Source organism: Sporosarcina sp. P3 (assembly GCF_002743415.1).
Classification (GTDB): domain Bacteria; phylum Bacillota; class Bacilli; order Bacillales_A; family Planococcaceae; genus Sporosarcina; species Sporosarcina ureae_A.
The window spans coordinates 138,339-158,660 of record NZ_PDZE01000004.1 but is presented as its reverse complement, the minus strand read 5'-3'; the positions used below and the strand labels follow the sequence as shown (position 1 = coordinate 158,660).

20 protein-coding genes are annotated in these 20,322 nt (G+C 41.2%); 9 read left to right on the top strand and 11 right to left on the bottom strand.

Annotated features, from left to right (window positions below; genetic code table 11):
- Window positions 1-43: 43 nt before the first annotated feature.
- The 4 genes from CSV61_RS06965 to CSV61_RS06950 all read right to left on the bottom strand — a co-directional run bounded on the left by CSV61_RS06965 (window position 44) and on the right by CSV61_RS06950 (window position 3,385).
- Window positions 44-733, bottom strand: a complete 690-nt coding sequence (locus CSV61_RS06965) for a C40 family peptidase (RefSeq protein WP_083035154.1) — start codon at window positions 731-733, stop codon at window positions 44-46.
- Window positions 734-1,064: 331 nt separating this feature from the next.
- The gene (locus CSV61_RS06960; RefSeq protein WP_099638613.1) at window positions 1,065-2,717 is read right to left on the bottom strand and encodes a b(o/a)3-type cytochrome-c oxidase subunit 1; all 1,653 of its coding nucleotides are present in this window, start codon (window positions 2,715-2,717) and stop codon (window positions 1,065-1,067) included.
- Between the two features lie 3 nt (window positions 2,718-2,720).
- Entirely contained in the window at window positions 2,721-3,221 is a 501-nt protein-coding gene (locus tag CSV61_RS06955) for a cytochrome c oxidase subunit II (RefSeq protein WP_083035156.1), read from the bottom strand.
- A gap of 26 nt (window positions 3,222-3,247) precedes the next feature.
- Window positions 3,248-3,385 carry a cytochrome c oxidase subunit 2A gene (locus CSV61_RS06950; RefSeq protein ID WP_233193536.1) on the bottom strand — a complete coding sequence of 46 codons (138 nt, stop codon included), beginning with the start codon at window positions 3,383-3,385 and terminating at the stop codon, window positions 3,248-3,250.
- Window positions 3,386-3,723: 338 nt separating this feature from the next.
- Here CSV61_RS06950 and CSV61_RS06945 point away from each other — a divergent pair, with 338 nt between their 5' ends.
- Both CSV61_RS06945 and CSV61_RS06940 read left to right on the top strand, forming a co-directional pair.
- On the top strand, window positions 3,724-4,428 hold the full coding sequence (locus CSV61_RS06945; RefSeq protein ID WP_099638612.1) for a glucosamine-6-phosphate deaminase: 705 nt from the start codon (window positions 3,724-3,726) through the stop codon (window positions 4,426-4,428).
- 434 nt (window positions 4,429-4,862) lie between these two features.
- Window positions 4,863-5,321: a C40 family peptidase gene (locus tag CSV61_RS06940; protein ID WP_099638611.1), complete on the top strand. Its 459-nt coding sequence runs from the start codon at window positions 4,863-4,865 to the stop codon at window positions 5,319-5,321.
- A gap of 98 nt (window positions 5,322-5,419) precedes the next feature.
- Here CSV61_RS06940 and CSV61_RS06935 read toward each other — a convergent pair whose 3' ends face one another.
- Entirely contained in the window at window positions 5,420-6,328 is a 909-nt protein-coding gene (locus CSV61_RS06935) for an accessory Sec system S-layer assembly protein (protein WP_099638610.1), read from the bottom strand.
- Window positions 6,325-8,688 (bottom strand): accessory Sec system translocase SecA2, encoded by a 2,364-nt coding sequence (secA2, locus tag CSV61_RS06930; protein ID WP_099638609.1) that lies wholly within the window; start codon window positions 8,686-8,688, stop codon window positions 6,325-6,327. Before secA2 ends, CSV61_RS06935 begins: the two co-directional genes overlap by 4 nt.
- 288 nt (window positions 8,689-8,976) lie before the next feature.
- Between secA2 and CSV61_RS06925 the strand changes: the two genes are divergently transcribed.
- Window positions 8,977-10,020 (top strand): glycosyltransferase family 4 protein, encoded by a 1,044-nt coding sequence (locus tag CSV61_RS06925; protein ID WP_083035160.1) that lies wholly within the window; start codon window positions 8,977-8,979, stop codon window positions 10,018-10,020.
- A 330-nt stretch (window positions 10,021-10,350) separates the two neighbouring features.
- On the opposite strand, the gene CSV61_RS06920 is transcribed toward CSV61_RS06925, so the two are convergent.
- A complete protein-coding gene (locus tag CSV61_RS06920) occupies window positions 10,351-11,382 on the bottom strand; it encodes an LCP family protein (RefSeq protein WP_099638608.1) in 1,032 nt (343 codons plus the stop codon).
- A 142-nt stretch (window positions 11,383-11,524) separates the two neighbouring features.
- Window positions 11,525-12,157 (bottom strand): YigZ family protein, encoded by a 633-nt coding sequence (locus CSV61_RS06915; RefSeq protein ID WP_099638607.1) that lies wholly within the window; start codon window positions 12,155-12,157, stop codon window positions 11,525-11,527.
- Between the two features lie 150 nt (window positions 12,158-12,307).
- Between CSV61_RS06915 and CSV61_RS06910 the strand changes: the two genes are divergently transcribed.
- The 4 genes from CSV61_RS06910 to CSV61_RS06895 all read left to right on the top strand — a co-directional run bounded on the left by CSV61_RS06910 (window position 12,308) and on the right by CSV61_RS06895 (window position 15,324).
- On the top strand, window positions 12,308-13,456 hold the full coding sequence (locus CSV61_RS06910) for a sensor histidine kinase (RefSeq protein ID WP_199173600.1): 1,149 nt from the start codon (window positions 12,308-12,310) through the stop codon (window positions 13,454-13,456).
- 28 nt (window positions 13,457-13,484) lie between these two features.
- Window positions 13,485-14,165 (top strand): response regulator, encoded by a 681-nt coding sequence (locus CSV61_RS06905; protein WP_083035164.1) that lies wholly within the window; start codon window positions 13,485-13,487, stop codon window positions 14,163-14,165.
- 59 nt (window positions 14,166-14,224) lie between these two features.
- Window positions 14,225-14,791, top strand: coding sequence for a nuclear transport factor 2 family protein (locus CSV61_RS06900; protein ID WP_099638606.1), 567 nt, complete (start codon window positions 14,225-14,227; stop codon window positions 14,789-14,791).
- 155 nt (window positions 14,792-14,946) lie between these two features.
- On the top strand, window positions 14,947-15,324 hold the full coding sequence (locus CSV61_RS06895; RefSeq protein WP_099638605.1) for a YhjD family protein: 378 nt from the start codon (window positions 14,947-14,949) through the stop codon (window positions 15,322-15,324).
- Here CSV61_RS06895 and CSV61_RS06890 read toward each other — a convergent pair.
- The 3 genes from CSV61_RS06890 to CSV61_RS06880 form a co-directional block, all read right to left on the bottom strand.
- Window positions 15,287-15,823, bottom strand: a complete 537-nt coding sequence (locus tag CSV61_RS06890; protein WP_099638604.1) for a competence protein ComK — start codon at window positions 15,821-15,823, stop codon at window positions 15,287-15,289. The two genes, CSV61_RS06895 and CSV61_RS06890, sit on opposite strands and share 38 nt — an antisense overlap.
- 343 nt (window positions 15,824-16,166) lie before the next feature.
- A complete protein-coding gene (locus CSV61_RS06885; protein WP_099638603.1) occupies window positions 16,167-17,330 on the bottom strand; it encodes a M20 family metallopeptidase in 1,164 nt (387 codons plus the stop codon).
- 168 nt (window positions 17,331-17,498) lie between these two features.
- Entirely contained in the window at window positions 17,499-18,008 is a 510-nt protein-coding gene (locus CSV61_RS06880; RefSeq protein WP_099638602.1) for an antibiotic biosynthesis monooxygenase family protein, read from the bottom strand.
- 291 nt (window positions 18,009-18,299) lie between these two features.
- Here CSV61_RS06880 and hemE point away from each other — a divergent pair, with 291 nt between their 5' ends.
- On the top strand, window positions 18,300-19,343 hold the full coding sequence (gene hemE, locus CSV61_RS06875) for a uroporphyrinogen decarboxylase (RefSeq protein WP_099638601.1): 1,044 nt from the start codon (window positions 18,300-18,302) through the stop codon (window positions 19,341-19,343).
- 24 nt (window positions 19,344-19,367) lie between these two features.
- Entirely contained in the window at window positions 19,368-20,303 is a 936-nt protein-coding gene (gene hemH / locus CSV61_RS06870) for a ferrochelatase (RefSeq protein ID WP_099638600.1), read from the top strand.
- Window positions 20,304-20,322 lie beyond the last annotated feature (19 nt).

Genomic DNA, 20,322 nt, shown 5'->3' with positions numbered 1-20,322 from the left:
CTACAAGTCATCATGACTTATAGGGCAACCCGTTTTTCATTCATTATTTAATATCTAAAAAGCGCTTGAAGCCCATGAAATGTGATTTCCAGTAAGAGGAATCTAGTGAGGCGATTTCAATTGCTTTGGTCCCTGCGTGAATGAATTCATTATTGCCGAGATAAATACCGATATGTGAGATGCCTGGACGATATGTATTTTCGAAGAATAATAAATCTCCTACTACAGGATCTTTTATAAATAGTGAACGGTTATAGAAACCGATGGTGTCTAGTCGAGGGACTTTAACGCCTGCCTGGTTGAATGCGTAGTAAATGAATCCACTGCAATCAAATCCTGCTGGTGTTGCGCCTGCCCATACATAAGGAGTCCCTAGTAATGGCTGTGTAATGTCTACTAAACTCTTACCTAGTGCTTGGTTAGTAGCAGCGACAATTGGCTGTGTCACAGGCTTGCTTGATGATAATGTACCGAATGAATTAGTAGAAGAGACAACTTTTGAAGAGTTCGTTTTATTTTCTACTATTAGTTTCTGTTTAACTTTGATATTATTAGAAGTGAGAGAATTCAGACGTTTTAACTCGGTTACCGTAATCTTGTACTGAGTGGAAATCTTGTAAAGAGTTTCTCCTGCTTGCACGACATGCGTCTTGGATGCAGCAGCAACACTGCCAACTGAGATGCTAGTTGCAAGCATAAGGGAAGCAATCGTGGTTAGGGCAATTTTCTTCATTTCGACGTATCTCCTTTGAGTATGGTAGATTTGGTACTTTGTACTAACGAGCGTTAACCGTTTATTAAATCTATAAACCTATCATACAATACAATTCTGGTTATTAAACGTATCTTTATACTTATCTTCATTAAATAATTTACTAGTTAATTAGATTCATTTTATGTAAAGGTATGATAGAATCTTTTTATAGTACATTAAAGATCTCAAGGAACTACTGTACGTAAGAGATCATTATGTATCGTATAGATTGTTGTCATAAACCAAGTTATAAAAAAGTCCCTGAAAAACCCGAAGTCATACTCCGGAGTCTTCAGGGCTTTTCTGTTGTTTAAGAACGTCCAATTGGCCAATCGAATGGAATGGATCCAGGAGGGGAGTGCTGAATAATATCGATCATCGGTATCGTATACGCGAATAAAATCAATGCGACCGTAATACCAATCCATAAATACCAGTTCTCCAAAATCTTTGGTGTTTTCTCAGCGTCTATTTCTTCTTCAGCGATTGGATATTCTTCATAACCGCGTGGTGCAAAGAATGCCAATTGAATGAAGATATAGAACATCAAAAGGATACCGATGAATAGAATCGTTCCGCCGACAGCTTGCCACATTTGATAACTAATCCAAGTAGACACTTGATCGCCACCTGCGTACTCAGAGAATGCTGAACGACGTGGTCCGCCAATCAAACCTTGAATATGCATCGAAGTAGACATAATTGTCATACCGATTGTCCAGATGAATGTCTGAATGATTCCTAGTTTATTCAATCTAGGAGTCAAGCGGCGACCCGTCAAGTGAGGAATCAACCAATACGCAATACCGAAAAATGTTAAGATGACTGTTGTGGCAACTGTTAAATGGAAGTGCCCTGTAATCCAAATCGTGTTGTGAACAAGAGAGTTTACTTGGTGAGAAGCATTAATAATACCGCCTGCACCACCGGGAATGAAGGCAGCCATACCAACGAATGGTGCCAAGAAACGAACATCTTTCCAAGGAAGCTTCTTGAACCAGCCGAATAGAGATTTATAGCCTTTTTTTCTGCCTGTAATTTCAAATGTAGCGAATAAAGAGAATGCAGTCATTAATGAAGGAATGACTACCATGAACGTTAAGACTACTTGGATGAACTTCCAAGTCGGATCAATACCTGGCTCCGTCAATTGGTGATGGAATCCAACTGGAATAGAGAACATCAACAATAAAATGAATGCCAGTCTTGCTAACGAATCACTGAAAAGCTTTCCTCCGATGATTTTTGGGATGATTGCATACCAAGCCATATAAGCAGGTAACAACCAGAAATATACGAGCGGGTGACCGAAATACCAGAATAATGTACGTGTTAATAATACGTTGACTGTTGCAACGTAACCAAGTGACCAAGGTAAGATCAATACGATGACCGAATACGCTACACCAAGCGTTGCGACAAACCACATGATCATATTAATGACTACCATGAATGCTAATAAAGGAGATTTTTCACCTTTATGAGCTTTCTTCCATACATATAGTTGACGGAAGTTAGTGAAAGCAGCAATCCAGCTACCTACAATGACCAATGTTAGGCCGATGTAGAAAATAGGATGCGCGCGAAGTGGAGTATAAAATGTATACAATACAGATGCTTCACCTGTTAAGATCATCCATGCGGATAATACAGTACCTACCAACATGACCCAAAATGAAATCCAGCCCCACTTTAATTGTTTGTCTGAAATTCCAACGGTTTTTCCCATAAGTGAAAATTGGAAACCGACAATGAAGAATGTAGTCAATACTAAACCAAGTATGACACCGTGCGTTGTTAAGATTGTATAGTAATCGATGTTGAATGGTAATGTGTATTTACCGGATCGTACTAATGTCTGAAGCAGTCCCATCAATCCACCGACTAAAAGGGAGATGAATGTGACATACATGAAGGCCATATATAGTCTGGATTCTTTTTTTGTGAAATTAAATAGTTCCATAAGTTAGTACACCTCCACTGTGCCGAACATCAAGTGGTGACCGATGCCGCAATATTCGTTACAAACAACTGTGAATTCGCCACCGTTTTTCATAACGGATTCGAAGCGACTGATATGTCCTGGTTCAACCATCATGTTGACATTTGTACCGGCAACTTGGAATCCGTGAACGACGTCTTTACTCGTTACTTGGAAGAGGACTGTGGAACCTTTTGGAACGCGAATCGTCTTAGTAGCGGTTCCATCTTCTTCTTTACCAAAGTCATAGTTGAAAGCGGAAGCGACAATATTAACAACGTATTTGCCATCAGCCACTTCTGTTAGACCGAGATGATCAGGCTGGAATGCTTCATTTGCTTCGACGTTTTGTGGATCAATTGTTTCAATGTGACTTTGTGGATGTGTTCCTTTCCAGAACGCCGCGAAGCCGATAATGAGTAAAAATAAAACCAATGATGCTAAACCGAACACAAGCCATACTTTTTCATACTTATGCAAATGCATAATGTTTCCTCCTTTAATGCGAGTAATTATCTAGATAAGAATAATCCGTAAGCGCCGAACCACATGACAAGAATGACGATCCCGACGATCATCACCATGATCAAGGTACCTTTTAAATTCGCTTCTTCTTTTGGTTGATTTGTAGAAGATATCTTCTTGCTCAATACGGCCACCTCCTTATCTGAATTGAATTCGTACTTTCATCATAATCCCGTCGGAGGAATAAAGAATTAGGGAAGTCCCTATGAATAGTAGATGAAAAGTTTTGTTCACAATATGTTCAATCACTTTACATGCTTTTGTCATACACATGTCGTTGTAATTGTGATTCAGACTGGTAGGAAGGTACTGTCAGAATAGTTCATCGGAAGCATATGGAAATTCCGGTGTAATAGTAAGTAAATTAAGGAATAATAAGTGAGAATACAGGTCTCCATGTTGACCGTATGTTTAATTAAAATTATAATATAATAAGGTAAAACCTAGGAAGCTGGTGTGTGAAATGGAAAATGTGAAATGGATTATAGTAAAAAATCCCGAAGAAGGCGCGAAGGAAGTATTTAATCTGATATCTGAAGAACTTCAACATAATAGATTGCATGTACTTGGATTAGCTACAGGTAGCACGATGATTCCGATTTATGATGAGTGGACTAATTCGTCTCTTGATTTTTCAAACATTACAGCATTCAACTTAGATGAATATGTCGGCATTGACGCGGATAACCCGAATAGCTATGCATACTTCATGGATCAACATTTATTCAGCAAAAAACCATTTAAAGAAACGTTTATTCCAAACGGCATGGCTGAAGATTTAGATAAAGAGTGTAAAGAATACGAAGATCAGTTGAATTCTCACCCGTTAGACATTCAACTTCTTGGAGTGGGAGAGAATGGTCATATCGCGTTCAACGAACCAGGAACATCATTTGACTCGGTCACACATGTTGCGACACTGACAGACTCTACATTGGGGGTTAATAGCCAGTATTTCGAAAACGATGAAAAGATTCCGAATACCGCGTTGACGATGGGAATTTCTTCGATTGTAAAGTCCAAGAAGTTAATCATGGTTGCATTTGGTGAGAAGAAGCGTGCAGCGATGGAAAAGTTGAAAGCTGGAGAGGTTACGAAAGAGTGGCCGATTACTAAATTGTTGCGTCATGATGACGTAATTGTGATCACAGATTTAGAGCTTGATTGAGTAGAATAAACTATTGTTAGAGGCTATCCTGGAAGTGCAAGCAGACTTCTGGGGTAGCCTTTTTTGTGTGAAGAGAATTTGATTGATGCGAACGTTAGCTTCACTTCGATGCTGTGGCAAGCGCCCACGTGCCTGCGCGGGTCTAGAAAGCAGACACTCAGTGACTTAAGTTCCCAACAACCAGTCGAGCAACGCCCCGCAACCGCCTAGTCACTCCAACAACCGCGCTTGCAAGTTGGGTATTCTACACAATCGACTGAACATCAAGATTTGTCAATTATAGACACAAATATTTCAGGACGTAACATATTGTTTAATGTTGAAACAATCTTGTTACACGACTGTAATATTTCAAGAGTTTGGAAAGTGCTAAGATAAATACACACACATAGACAAGTAAACTAGTAAAAATACATATTATCATGGAGGAACTTATGAACTTAGTACAAAAAGTCATTTCAGTCTTAGCACTTTCCGCACTTCTGATTGTTTCACCATTTGCAGGACAAGCAGACGCGGCTAGCAAAACAACGAACATCACTAAAACAGCTACTAGCTTAACGGGTATCAAATATCGCTATGGCGGCACGACAAGAGCAGGATTTGACTGTTCAGGTTATGTTGGGTATGTATTCAAGCAAAATGGTTTGAAAGTAGCCAGAACTTCACGTGCCATGTATGCATCCGGGCGTGCTGTTAAGAAATCAAGCCTTCGCAATGGTGATCTAGTTTTCTTTAACACAACAGGACGCGGTGTTTCTCACGTAGGAATCTATGTTGGAAACGGCAAGTTTGCGCATGCTTCTACATCAAAAGGTGTACGTGTAGATAAAGTAAATGACTCGTACTGGGGTAAGCGTTATATAGGTGCCAAGCGTGTTGCAGGTATTTAATAGAAGAGATATCGATCTTCCTTAAGCGGAAGGTCGATTTTTTTGTGAAAAAAATACCGGATAGGAGAGGGGGGAGCCCCAATCTTATCCGGTACGTATTAATTAGTTGCGTCTTGTGGAACGCGGATTGTCCAACGAGAGAAATCCGGTTCTTCTTTCTTTACTAATTCCTTAGGATAGATAAATGTCCAAGGAGTTGTGCTGTTTGCTTTCACGGAAAGTGGAGGATTCAGATCGAATGTTCCTCGCGCTACTAAATCACCTGTTGCATCTATTAATTCAAGCGGCAACTTTTCGATATTGATTTGTTTAGAGTGACCGTTACGAACAAATACGGACGCAGCGATCGTTTGGTCATCCTGTGACTGGATTTGGAAACCTGCGATATTCACTTCGCGTGGCTTTAATTTCGGAAGATCGCTTACAATGTTAGCCAATGCTTCTTTTTGCTCAGCAGGGAGTTGCTCTTCCCATGTGGGAGCAAGTTCTAGTTGATGCGGCATCATCGAGTGAACGTTGAATGCTAGTTTCCAGTTCGTCGCAGGAATTTCTTCTACTAATTGATCTTTCTTTTCAAAAACAAATACCCAAGGACGTGCACTGCGCGCTGGGATTTCACCTAACTCGTTCAAATCAAACTCTGCAGATGCTGCGGTATTGCCTTCCTCATCAAGTAATAATAACTCGATTTCGCCTACAGTGATCGCTTGATCAAGTGATGAGCGGAAGAACGCTTTGACTAACCAGCTATCGTTTGCGGGTTCCAAATCGATGTCGATACCTGATAGGGAGATTTGATTGGTCTTTAATGGCTCTAGTTCATTTGCTAGAAAGCGGAATACATATTCCTGCTCTTGTGTTAGACTCCATTGCTCATGAAGAGATAGTTCTGTTTCGATATCTTCATCACCTGAGCCTGCTTGGCCATTTTCTAAAATTTCTTCGGATTCAACTGTACTGTCCAATCCAGTTTTTTCGGTTTTTTTGAATAAATTGAAGAGTTTCATCGGGAAACCTCCTGTTGTGTATTGAGTTGCTTCATGAATGCGATAATTTCGGACGCAATATCCCGGCGCAGGCGTTGATAATGCTTGGCGAATAACTGCAAGCCTTCACGCTGGTAAATACGCATAGGATCTTCTTGTCCGTATGAACGCAATCCAATTCCTTCTTTTAGGCGAGTCATCACTTCCAAGTGCTTAACCCACATCGTGTCAATATAGCTCAACATGACTTGTGGCAACAGTTGACTCACTTGTTCATTATCAGTGAAAGTGTCGATAAATGCAAACAACTCTGCCATTTTTTCATCGTACTCTTTCAGTATATCTGCGGTTCTATCTAATGAAGTAGGAAGCTGAACTGGCGTCAATAACAGCGCGTTCATAGTCCGTTCAATCCGCTCGAAATCCCAGTTGTCGGCGATTTCATTATCAGGACAGCTATCAAGAACGACGAACTCAACTGTTTCTGACAACATCGTCTTCAGTTTTTCGAAAATATCATGGCCTTCTAGTACGCGGTTACGTAGAGAATAAATGACTTCACGTTGATCATTGATGACATCATCTAATTTCAGATTGTATTCACGCATAGAGAAGTGTGCGCCTTCAACGATACGTTGTGTGCGTTCTGTCAGTTCATCTACTTCAGGATTCAGTACTTTACCATTTTCATCGGTACGGACTTTCGTCAAGAATTTCTCGAGTTCTTCTGGAGAAAAACGCATGTACATTTCATCTTCCAAAGAAAGGTAGAATTGACTTTCTCCGTGGTCTCCTTGACGCCCTGAACGTCCTCGTAACTGATTATCCACACGGCGACTTTCATGTTTTTCTGTACCTAATACAAATAGTCCACCGTTTTCTTCTACGCCTTCACCGAGAACGATATCCGTTCCGCGGCCCGCCATATTAGTAGCGACGGTAATATTGCCTGCTTGTCCAGACTCGGAAATCAATGAAACTTCCTGCTCCACACTTTTCGCATTCAATAGATGGAATTTCAATCCTTCATCACGTAAATATTTGGCGACAGCTTCAGATTGGAGAATGGATGTTGTCCCGACCAATACGGGCTGTCCTTTCGCATGACGCGCGGCTACTTCTTTCGCTACCGCTTTATACTTATCTTCTATTGTTTTGAAAACGAAGTCTGGTGCATCGATCCGTGCACGTGGCCGGTTCGTCGGAATTTGGATTACTTCCATATTATAGACTTCGCGGAATTCCGTTTCTTGAGTTTTCGCAGTGCCCGTCATTCCACAAAGCTTTGGATACATACGGAAGTAGTTCTGAATGGTAATTTGAGCCTGTGCTTTATTTTCATCTGTAATCTCGACGCCTTCTTTCGCTTCAATCGCTTGGTGAAGACCATCTGATAATGTTCTGCCTTCCATAATCCGACCGGTGAACATATCAACCAATTCGATTTTTCCATCACGTACGATGTAATCCACATCACGCTTGAAGATGACGAACGCACGGACGGCTTGGATGACGTAGTGATAAAGTGTTTGGTGATCTAAATCATACAAATTGTCGATACCGAATGCTCTCTCCACTTTTTCGATTCCTTGTTCCGTAAGAGAAGTGGCTTTTGTTGCATCGTCAAAGTCAAAATCCTCTTCGACTTTAAAGCGTTTGGCTAGTCGGGCTGCGATGTGGTGAAGATCCGCATCTGCCTGCGTTTTGCCTGCAACAATTAATGGTGTCTTCGCTTCGTCAATCAAGACACTGTCGACTTCATCGATAATGGCGAAGTGATAAGGTCGTTGCACTTTTTGAGAAGTATGCTGTACCATGTTATCTCGTAAATAATCAAAGCCGAATTCCGTTCCTACACCGTACGTAATATCTGCTTCGTAAGCGGCTTGCTTAGCTGGACCTTGCATCATCGGAACATTCAATCCGACAGTCAATCCTAAGAAACGATGAATTTGACCGATTTGATCAAAGTCCCGTTTGGCCAGATAATCATTGACGGTAATGACGTGAACGCCTTTACCTTCAAGTGCGCGTACATATGAAGGTAGAGAAGCAACTAGCGTTTTACCTTCACCAGTCGGCATTTCAGCAATATTGCCTTCCGTCAATACAGCCCCACCGATTAATTGCACATCAAAATGGCGCATACCGAGAACCCGTTTAGATGCTTCACGTACCACTGCGAATGCATCTGGCATAATGGTCTCGACGGTTGCACCGTCTTCCAATTGTTGTTTGAATTGAACTGTCATTCCGGACAGATCATCATCCGACATAGCGATATATTTAGGTTCAAGTGAATTAATCTGCTCCACAATTTTACGGTATTTACGCAACTGCCGTTCACTTGTTCCAGTTTTACGTTTAAAGATTTTTAACATGAATTAGACGCTCCTTTATGAATCTCTATCTATAATGAGAGATTCTTATCTATTTTACCAAAAGGACCGACAAAAGACTATCTATATATAGAAAGAGAAGAACAATAGATGGATCATTATTTACAGAATAAAAGAGGTGCGAATCTTTGTCGTAGCGGTGTTTAGTAGTGTTTGCATGTCAGCAAGTAAGGGAATGGTTGGATAGTACGTACTAATTGATGAAATCTAGCAACAATCATGTTATACTAACAGGTGATATGTACGTAATGCTAATTGGGGAGGAAAGACATGTTATTCATTGCAATGTCTGTAGCTTTTATCGCTGCAATTATACTAACACCGCTAGTCATCAAATTCGCGTATCGGATCGGTGCGGTTGACCGCCCCAATTACCGAAAAGTCCACGCGAGAATCATGCCTAGAATCGGCGGGCTCGCAATTTTCGGAGCATTTATTATTGGATATGCTATATTATTGCCGAAAGACGAGCACGCAGTCAGCATCTTAATCGGTGCAGTACTGATCGTCATGATAGGCTTTTTAGACGATATGCTGGAAATTACAGCAAAAGCAAAAATGTTAGGCCAACTAGCAGCAGCGTTGGTCGTTGTACTATGGGGCGGATTACAAATTGAATTCATCAATTTGCCGTTTCTAGGACAGCTTGACTTTGGGTATTTAAGTATTCCGATCACGATTATTTGGATCATCGGAATCACGAACGCCGTCAATTTGATTGACGGATTGGATGGTTTGGCAGCGGGTGTTTCCACCATTGCGCTTATTGCCATTACGGTAATGGCTCTCTTGATGGGAGATGTCTTTGTGGCTGCAACGGCTTCTATATTAGCAGCTAGTTCGCTTGGCTTCTTATTTTTCAACTTCCATCCAGCGAAAATTTTTATGGGCGATACCGGATCACTCTTCCTTGGATTTATGATTTCGGTACTGGCGTTGCTCGGCTTTAAGAACGTTGCCGTCGTATCACTAGTCATTCCGATTATCATGCTAGGTGTGCCGATTTCAGACACATTCTTTGCGATTGTTAGACGAGTTCGCATGAAGCAGTCTATTACTGCAGCAGATAAGTCGCATTTGCATCACTGTTTATTACGCGTAGGTTTCTCGCATAGACAAGCTGTGCTAACGATTTACGGTATTGCGATTTTATTCGGAGCGGCCGCTGTATTGTTCTCACAAGCTACGGTGTGGGGTGCGTTGCTTCTGATCTTCGTTATGTTGATCGTGATTGAGCTGTTTGTCGAGTTGATAGGTTTGGCAGGAGCAAATTACCGTCCGTTGTTAAATTTAGTACGCATGATTGGTAAATAAATCAAACAAGTCCTTGTCTGCTGCGAAGCGGATGAGGGCTTTTTTTGATGAAATGTATAAAGATAGAGTGATGGCTGGGGGGAGAGGTACTGTTGATCGACGTTCTAGATGGATGCTGATCTTCTAGGAGTGAACTGCACTGCACTGCTGTCGTATTCAAGGTTTATAGAGTGGGAGTCAAAGTGACTTTTACTAGTGAATTTAATCCACTTAACCAAATTAGTACAGTGTACACTGAAACTATTACATTCTCTAATCGGACTGACTCCTTCCTATCTCTATCTACAAAAAACGATGAAACCAGTTAAGGCCTCATCGCTTCGGAGTGAATTATGGATAATCGGTTTGAGCGGATGCGGACGTTTGGTCCGTGTCTAGCTCGGTTAAAGAGGAGGAGTCTGGAATCATTCCTAGATGGGATTTCAAAATCTGCTTTACTTCTTCTAGTTTCTGTTCATCTAGCTTGTAATAGTAAATACCTGTCGACATATCGTCATAGCCTGTCAACGTAATGGTATCGACGTCCGGAAGTCCGCTTTTTATATACTGAATGAACGACAACATTTGCTTGGATGTCATGTCGGTCTTCATGTTATCACCAAGCGCATTGATCACGTCTCCATATTTTGTAATGGACGTAATCGATGTTGCTTCTTTAATCATCGCTTCAAGAATCATTTGCTGACGTTTGCCGCGCTCGATATCATTGTCGAGTTTACGAGTACGTGCTAAAGCTAACGCATGGCGTCCGTCAAGACGTTGGAGGCCTGGCATTAAGTGAATTGCATTTTTATCGTTTTCATCTTTCTCAATTCGTTCATATGGAACTTCGACTTCTACACCGCCGAGTGCGTCTACCACGTCGATGAATGCATTAAAGTTCATTTTGACATAGTAGTTGACGGGAATATCGAATAGTTCTTCGACTGTTTCAATAGAGGCTTTAGTACCGCCATAGGCATGTGCATGTGTGATTTTATCTTTATAGTTTATCTGTGGAATATACACATATGAATCACGAGGGATGCTGACGAGCTTGATACTTTTGGTTTTAGGGTTCAGAGTTGCGAGTACCAATGCATCTGACCTGCCATTTGCTCCTGTTTCTTGCCGCGTTTCACTTTCATCTACGCCAATCAATAAAATCGATACTTTGTCTTTTGCGGGTTCTACATATATTTCTGGTGGTTCTTGTTTAGCAATAGGTTCATAAGAACGATCTAGTACGTTCATCGCTTGATTATGCAATTTGAAAGCATAACCGGCAATGGCTAGGGCCGCTATGAAGAACGTACATAATGCTATCTTCAAGAAGCGCTTCGTTTTGGAAGCGTTCTTTTTCTTATATTCTTCTCTTTTCATTTTATACCTCCAGGGTGTACGGCAGAAAAAACCGTCAGTGGCAAATCTTCACATACAATTCGCAGTGATGTAAGGAAATCAGACCTACTGCTCATAAAGTTCACCTTCTACCATTATACCCGCTTTTTGGTTGGACGTATAGTTAGATGTCGAACTCTAGGAATTCATGTCCAGTTATGGTGATGATCGCCTGACCGTTCGTTAACTCCATCATCCATTCCTGAAAAATCTCTTGATCCTCTTCAGGAACATATAAAAAGAGTTCAACGTCCTCTTCATAGACAATCTCTTTTAGTGGGTATTCGGACTGCCGTACTTCGTTTTCTACTTTGCCTAGCCATGTATAATCGATAGAAGTCTTAACTAGTGTGTGTAATTTTCTTTCCACGACACCTGTTGCGGCAATGCCTTCAGAAGCTGCTTTGCCATATGCACGGATTAATCCGCCACCACCAAGTTTGATGCCGCCAAAATAGCGAGTCACAACGATCACGGTATCTTTTAGCTGTTGCTTTTTAAGAACTTCCAACATAGGAAAGCCGGCTGTACCTGAAGGCTCACCGTCATCATTCGCTTTTTGGATCTGGTCATGTTCTCCTATGATATAGGCGGAACAATTATGAGTAGCAGTATGATGGGCTTTTTTGATGTCCTGTATGAAATCCAGCGCCTCTTGTTCTGTCTCGACTCTTTTGACAAATGACAGAAAGCGGGATTTTTGGATAACGAATTCACTCTCTCCGTATAGTTGTACGGTTTTATAATTAGCTCGCATTTGTCGTACCCCCTACATTTGTAATATACTTATAATACTTATTCATCGTTAAAATGATATACTATATATGAAGTGTATAAGTATTTAGGCTAAACTGCAATAATGCTCGCTTTGCGAATTTTCACATAAACGGGTGCGGGGGGTAGTTATTTGAACGACAAAGCAATTGACATTCAACAGATGGAGAAAATTTTTGGCAACATGGTAAATGTAATGGATCGTTCAAAAAATGATATTTTTTTAATTAGTGAACAAAGCCGCCGAAGTTTTGAAGAGATGCAAAAAGAGTTAGCAGAAGTGAAAGAAAGTATTTCTCATGTGATAACAGAAGGCGATTCCTTAGAGGGTATGTCACGTCACTCAAGAAAACGTCTTGCTACTGTGTCAAAAGACTTCGTAACGTATAGTGAAGATGAAGTTAAACAAGCGTATAGCGTAGCAAATGACTTGCTTGTACGCGCCTCCATCAATAAAATGGAGGAGAAACAACTTCGTGAACGACGGGATGAACTTGAACGTCGACTAAAGTTGCTGCTCTCTACAATTGAAAGAGCAGACCAACTTGTAAACCAAGTAACCACTGTGATCACATATTTAACATCTGATTTGAAAAATGTAAGTACAGCACTAGAAACGGCTCGCCAAAAACAAGATTTTGCAGTTCAGATCATTCAAGCTCAAGAAGAAGAGCGTAAACGGTTATCACGTGATATTCATGATGGACCTGCACAAATGCTGGCCAATGTTTTGATGCGTTCGGGTTTAATCGAAAAAACGTTTGTTAAGCATGGCCCAGAAGAAGCGATGCAAGAGCTATCTTACTTAAAAGAAATGGTTAGGGGAGCGCTATCTGAAGTGCGTCGTATCATTTACAATTTACGACCTATGGCTTTGGATGATTTAGGGCTAGTTCCGACATTGCGAAAGTATTTATTGACTATTAGTGAATACGAAGCGCCGCTAATCATTCATTTTCAAAGCAATGGAGCGGAAAAAAGATTTGCTTCCAATTTTGAAATAGGTATTTTTCGTCTCATTCAAGAATCAGTAAATAACAGTATTAAACATGCGAAAACTGATGAAATATGGGTAAAAATCGAATGGTTACGCGAATCGGTTAATATAGTAATCAAAGACCAAGGTCTGGGATTTGATACAAATGAAGTAAAAGAGAAATCATTTGGTTTAATTGGAATGCAAGAACGTGTAGATTTATTGAAAGGGAAAATGAAGGTCATTTCGAAAGTTGGAGAAGGCACTTCAATACTTTTTCAAATTCCATTAGACGAAGATCTGTAAGTAAGGTAATTACTGGGAGGAATAGGATATGGAAGCGACTAAAATATTGATAGTAGATGATCACCAATTATTCCGTGAAGGAGTTAAACGGATTTTGGATTTTGAAGAATCATTTAACGTAGTAGCAGAAGGCGACGATGGAGTGGAAGTAGTCGAGTTATACAGAGAGTATGAGCCAGACGTAGTACTGATGGATATTAATATGCCACGCATGAATGGTGTAGACGCGACTGAGCAGTTAATTAATGAGTTTCCAGACGCACGCGTCATCATGCTATCCATTCATGACGACGAGTCTTACGTAACGCACGCTTTGAAAACAGGTGCTCTCGGCTATATGCTAAAAGAAATGGATGCAGATGCGATTATTCAAGCGATCAAAGTAGTAGCGAATGGTGGCTCTTACTTACATCCAAAAATTACGCATAATTTGGTAACAGAATTCCGTCGTTTGAGCGAAAGAGAACATAAAGGATCCTTCCAGCAGAACGACATTCGTCGCCCGCTTCATTTATTGACGAAGCGCGAATGTGAAGTTCTACAATTATTAACAGATGGCCAAAGTAACCGGACAATCGGTGAAACGCTCTTCATCTCAGAAAAAACGGTGAAAAACCACGTCTCCAGCATTCTACAAAAAATGAGTGTCAATGACCGTACTCAAGCTGTTGTGACAGCAATCAAAAATGGTTGGGTAGAGGTAAAATAATAAAAAAAGAGAAAGGTCTTTGCACGTTAAAGGCCTTTTTCTCTACGTAGGAGGGGCATATGAAGAAAAAATTGGCAGTCGCGTCCATGGCATTAGCGCTCGTATTAGGCGCATGTGGTAACGCAGATGAAACGAATCAGAACAATCCTGAAACCGGGGAACCCGCACCAGGCAGTGGCGCCATCGATCATGGAGTAGATGATAATAAAGTAGGGTTCAGCATGTCAGGCGACAAAGTTGAAGAAGCTACAGACGTACCAAAAGAGGATAAAGAAGATATTTTAGCTGCTTTTGATACCTACATCGAAACATTAAATAATCAAGACGTAGAAGGGTATCTTGCTACACTTTCTACTAAAGGCTATGACTTAGAGGAAGAGCGTCAAGCTACGGAAGAAATGCTTAAAAATACTACGATGAAACGTGAAACAGATCATGAAACGATCGTAAAATATTCAGAGGATAGCGCACAGTTATTTTCTACATTGAAAACGACGTTCACGGATATTGAGACAGGAGTAGAAAATACGCCTGAAGGCCGCCAAGTGACTGTTTTCAATAAAGAAGATGGCGCATGGAAAGTGTTCTCGATCCACTTTATTGGTGATGAACCAGGAAACGAATAAACGACTTTATATGTTGATATAACGACAAAACTTCCAGTGAATACAACTGGAAGTTTTTTTATGCGAAAAAAAGCCATACTACGAGTACTTGCTTTTCTGCGCTAAAGGAATTATAATCAATAAAAGAACACATGTTCTATAAGGAGGCGATTTCAATGCCTTTGATCCCCGCAGAGGCAATGCCCTATTTGGAGAACTATATTTATCTTCCTATGCTGTTGACAATTATGGAACGTGACCGTCAGTTGTTAGAGAAGGTACCGTTTAAATTGAAGAGCCCATACCTTAATTTGCTAGACGAGACAATGAACACCGTTTCTGCTGATCTACAAACAACTTCTCTGTATTTACAAAAGCACAAAATGAAAGTGATACGTCATTCGACAGATGAACTATTTACGGAATATATATTTTTACATGGTGGCTATCAAGATATGCGACGCTATTTGAATGTTCGCTTACGTAATCGATCGGAAGAATTATTGAATCTATATATTAGGAAATTGTCGAATCAGAACTCTTCGGCTCCATGATCATGTAATAAGAACTTCGCAATTCTTCTTGAGCATTTTCAAATCGTTGAGACAAAATATGCGATAATGCCATTTGGCGATAAACGGTAGCTAACGACGTATCGAGATGCATCTGCGTATCGTTTTTTAGCATAACGGTTACACCATCCTCGTGCTGAACAGCGTCTTTGACTGCATGATAAGCCACCCAGGAATTTTTATGTAAAGTAGGGGACAGTAAAGGGAAAAATAATAACGGCCGATCATTCGAATGGGTTAGCATAATCGGTGGTTTTGGACGATTTCTCAAATCCAATTTGGAACTGTTAATAATGGACTCAAAGTTGGAACGGTAATGCGCACAAGATTCTCTCATAATTTCTAATGGTGTTTTCTCGACAATAAATGTCCGGTCGCTTTCCACTACTTTTGTATAGTATGGGTTCGCATGTTGTCCATGAAGTAATGCAAAAGTATGGAATGTAACGATATAAGACGATAGATAATGTGGATTCGCCATGTTGTTCCCTCCTGTTTAATAGGACCATATACGTATTAATTATAGTATAGAAAAAGCGAAAATCAACTACAATGTTGGAAAATAGTAAATCTTCTATTAATATGGTGAGTTTTATCGAATGATTGTGGTTCTGATCGGTAGAAAATCAGCAATTTGATGCTATCAAGTTCTCGTGCATGGAAGGTGAGTGTGCGAACCGCCTTACACCCAATTTAACGGAAGCCATTCATCGGTGCCGCAGTGGAGACAATGAACTCCTCACCTACACTGCCGGCAATAGAGCGAAATTAAAAAGCTGAAGATTATCCTAAGACAATAGGAATGTTCTTCAGCATTGTGACCTTCAGTTCTGGTACTCGATAGCCGCAGCACACAATGTTTTAGCCGCTGCCATCATAGCTTTTTCGTCTATGTCAAAACGTGGGTGATGGTGAGGGTAGGCATCTGCTGGCTTGGCGCCTGTAAAGAAGAAAGTACCTGGCACTTTTTCAAGGTAGTAGGCGAAGTCTTCTCCACCCATTTGAGGTTGCATTTCTTCAACACCATTTAGATTCGGAATAGATTCAGCAACAGTTTTCAAATAGCTCGTTTCTTTTTCGTGATTGACCACTGCTGGGTATCCACGGAAGTAGTCTACAGTGATTTGGCAATCATGAGCCAAGGCAGTGCCTTCCGCTATACGCTTTATTTCTTGTTCCATTAGATTACGTACGTCCTGGGTGAATGTGCGAACAGTTCCTCCTAGAACAGCTTGGTCAGCGATGACGTTGAAGGCATTTTCTGCGACGAAAGAGCCGACGGATAGTACAGCTGATTCAATAGGATCCACACGTCTTGAGACGACTTGTTGCAAGTTCATTACGAGCTGTGAACCGATCACGATTGCATCTTTCGTTTGATGTGGAGAAGCACCGTGTCCGCCAGCACCTTGAATGGTAATATTGAATCGATCCGCTGCAGCCATGATGGGACCGGAGGCGTAATAGATGACGCCTGAGTCAAATAGAGACCATAAGTGCGTGCCGAAAATGACATCGACACCTTCTAAACAGCCGTCTTCAATCATCGCAATCGCACCGCCTGGAGCTAATTCTTCTGCGTGTTGATGGATAAATACATATTCGCCTGTTAGCTCCTCGCGCATTTCGTTCATAGCTTTTGCTAATTGAAGAAGCGTGGCGGTATGGCCATCGTGTCCACATGCATGCATGACACCGGGTACTGTGGAAGTATAGGGTGTGTCTTTTTGATCTTGGATAGGTAATGCGTCGAAGTCTGCTCGTAAAGCAACTGTTTTTCCTGGCTTTGCGCCTTTGACTCTTGCCACGACACCATTACCGCCTACTCCAGTACGTACTTCTATTCCGAGATGTTTATAAAAGTCAGCGATATAGGCAGCGGTTTTCGTTTCTTTAAACGAAACTTCGGGATTCATATGTAAGTAACGGCGAATCTCTACCATATCGTCATAGGATTGTTCTAGTTTCTGAAATAATCGTTCTTTCATTATAAAACCCCTTTCGAATAGACAAATAAGTCAATCAACTCGTTCAGTATAGCAAGCGGTACGCCATATCGCAAACTATGAATTTTGCAATTTTCCGTCACTAGAAAAGCTGAAAAACGGTAAGTTAGACGACGTTCGACATAAAAAAGAAGGTTTGACGTAGAAACGTCAAACCTCATCAGTAGGTGTTTTATAATGTGCAGTGTAAGGAGCGCTTGTGAAGATATGTTGTGTCGAACCACCGGCATCTTTGAAAACCGTTTTATCCGATAATTGATTACCGGGAGAGTTATACCAAATCTCATATAAGCGTCGATCCGTCCATTCCGTCAGCAATGTATACGTATCAGAACCGATCGGACGTAATAAGCGGAAGGCTACAAAACCTGGCATGTTTTGCAGTTGATCGCCCAAGTGTTTGTACTGATGTTCGAAAATGGGTTTCCCTTCATCTGTCACTGCCACGTTATCCATTGCAAAGAATCCCGGTTCTGTCAGGTTACCGTATGAACCCACCACTTCATATTTTCTTGGTGTTTGAAATACGCTCTTGCCATTCGTCTCATGTAGCAACAGTGTACTGCCGCCACCATTCATCAAAAGTATGGATTCATCCGTGTGCTGGTCTTTGATCTTCTCCATAAAACCCAGCGTTCCAGTCGTCATATAAATATTCATATAAAATTCCTCCTTTGGCTAGTAACAATCGTCCGTGCTTAAATTAACAACACTCTTGACTAGTGTATGTTTCTACATATAGTAATTCCCTTAAATCCTCTGAATCAAACACATCTGTTGCAAGCAAGTTAGGAAGGATTGTCTAAAGCGTGGCAGAAATGTGAGTTGCCTTAGCACAAAATTATGACAAAGGCGCAATTCGCTATACATTGACTTGTCAACGGTTTATCATGAGAACGTATATGAGTTACGTGAAAGAAATTAAAAATATGGAAAGAGGTATCTCAGAATATGTCAACTTTTAACGATACGTTATTACGTGCTGCGAGAGGCGAGGAAATTGAACACACGCCTGTTTGGTTCATGCGTCAAGCAGGACGTTCACAGCCAGAATACCTTAAGATCAAAGAGAAATACTCTTTGGAAGAAATTACGCATCAGCCTGAATTATGTGCGTACGTAACCAAGCTTCCTGTAGATCAATATGATGTAGATGCAGCTATTTTATATAAAGATATCGTGACACCACTTGTAGGGATCGGAATAGACGTAAAGATTAAATCAGGCGTGGGTCCAGTGATTTCCAACCCGATTCGTTCTGCACAAGACATCGCAAACTTAGGTGAGTTTTCAGCAGAAGAGCAAGTTCCTTACGTTTTGGATACAATAAAATTGCTAACACAAGAGCAATTGAATGTACCACTCATCGGTTTCGCAGGCGCACCGTTTACACTTGCGAGCTATATGATCGAAGGCGGTCCTTCCAAGAGTTATAACCTGACAAAGTCCTTCATGGTATCTGAGCCGCAAGCTTGGTTCGCATTGATGGATAAATTGGCTGATATGACGATTAGTTATATCCAAGCACAAGTTAACGCAGGCGTTAAAGCTGTGCAAATATTTGATTCATGGGTAGGCGCACTGAATGTATCGGATTACCGAATCTTCATTAAACCTACAATGACTCGTATTTTCTCGGAACTGCGTAAATTAAATATTCCGTTGATCACATTTGGAGTCGGCGCAAGCCACTTGGCGAATGAATGGCATGACCTACCAGTCGACGTAGTTGGACTGGATTGGCGCTTGTCTATTAAAGAAGCTGGCGAACGCGGCATGACTAAACCATTGCAAGGAAACTTGGATCCATCCATGTTATTAGCAGACTGGTCGGTCATCGAAGAACGTGCAAAGCTGATTGTTGAACAAGGTGTAGAGCACGGTAGCCACATCTTCAACTTGGGCCACGGCGTATTCCCTCAAGTAAAACCAGCAACATTGAAACGCTTAACAGCTTTTGTACATGACTATAGTAGAGAATTACGTTCGAAGTAATAATCCAACCATGAGGTGAAAATGATGACGAAAAAGAAAATGGGTTTACTCGTTATGGCGTATGGAACACCAAACTCCTATGACGACCTAATACCGTATTACACGCATATCCGTAGAGGCCGTCCACCGGCTCCGGAACAAGTAGAAGATCTGCGCAATCGCTATGAAGCAATCGGAGGCATTTCACCACTTGCACGGATTACGGATGATCAAGCGGACGCATTAGGCGCTCGTTTGAATGAAGTACAAGATGAAATTGAATTCAAAGTATATGTGGGTCTGAAGCATATTGCACCATTCGTAGAAGATGCTATACAAAAAATGCATGAAGATGGTATTACAGAAGCGGCATCTATTGTATTGGCACCACATTTCTCTACGTTCTCCGTTAAATCATACAACGGTCGCGCGAAAGAAGAAGCAGACAAGCACGGGATCACGCTTACTTCGGTGGAAAGCTGGTACAAGCAACCGAAATTCATCGAGTACTGGGCAAACCAATTACGTCAAACTTATGATGCGATGGACGAGGCAGAGCGCGAGAATTCATGCTTGATCGTATCTGCGCATTCGTTACCGGAAAAGATTCTTGCTAACGGTGATCCATACGCTGATCAGTTGAAAGAAACAGCAGAAATGATTACAGAAGCGGCAGGCGTCAAAACATACGCACTCGGCTGGCAAAGTGAAGGGCAAACGCCTGATCCTTGGTTAGGTCCCGATGTACAAGATCTCACACGTGAACTGTTTGAAACGAAAGGCTATACATCGTTCGTTTACACACCAGTTGGTTTCGTGTCAGATCACTTGGAAGTTCTGTACGATAACGACTACGAATGTAAAGTAGTTTGTGACGATATCGGCGCTGCGTACCACAGACCAGCTATGCCGAACACCGATCCTTTATTCATTGATGCAATGGCGGATGCGGTAATGGATCAATTGCACGCAAGTAAATGAATTCAAGTGGATCGGAGTG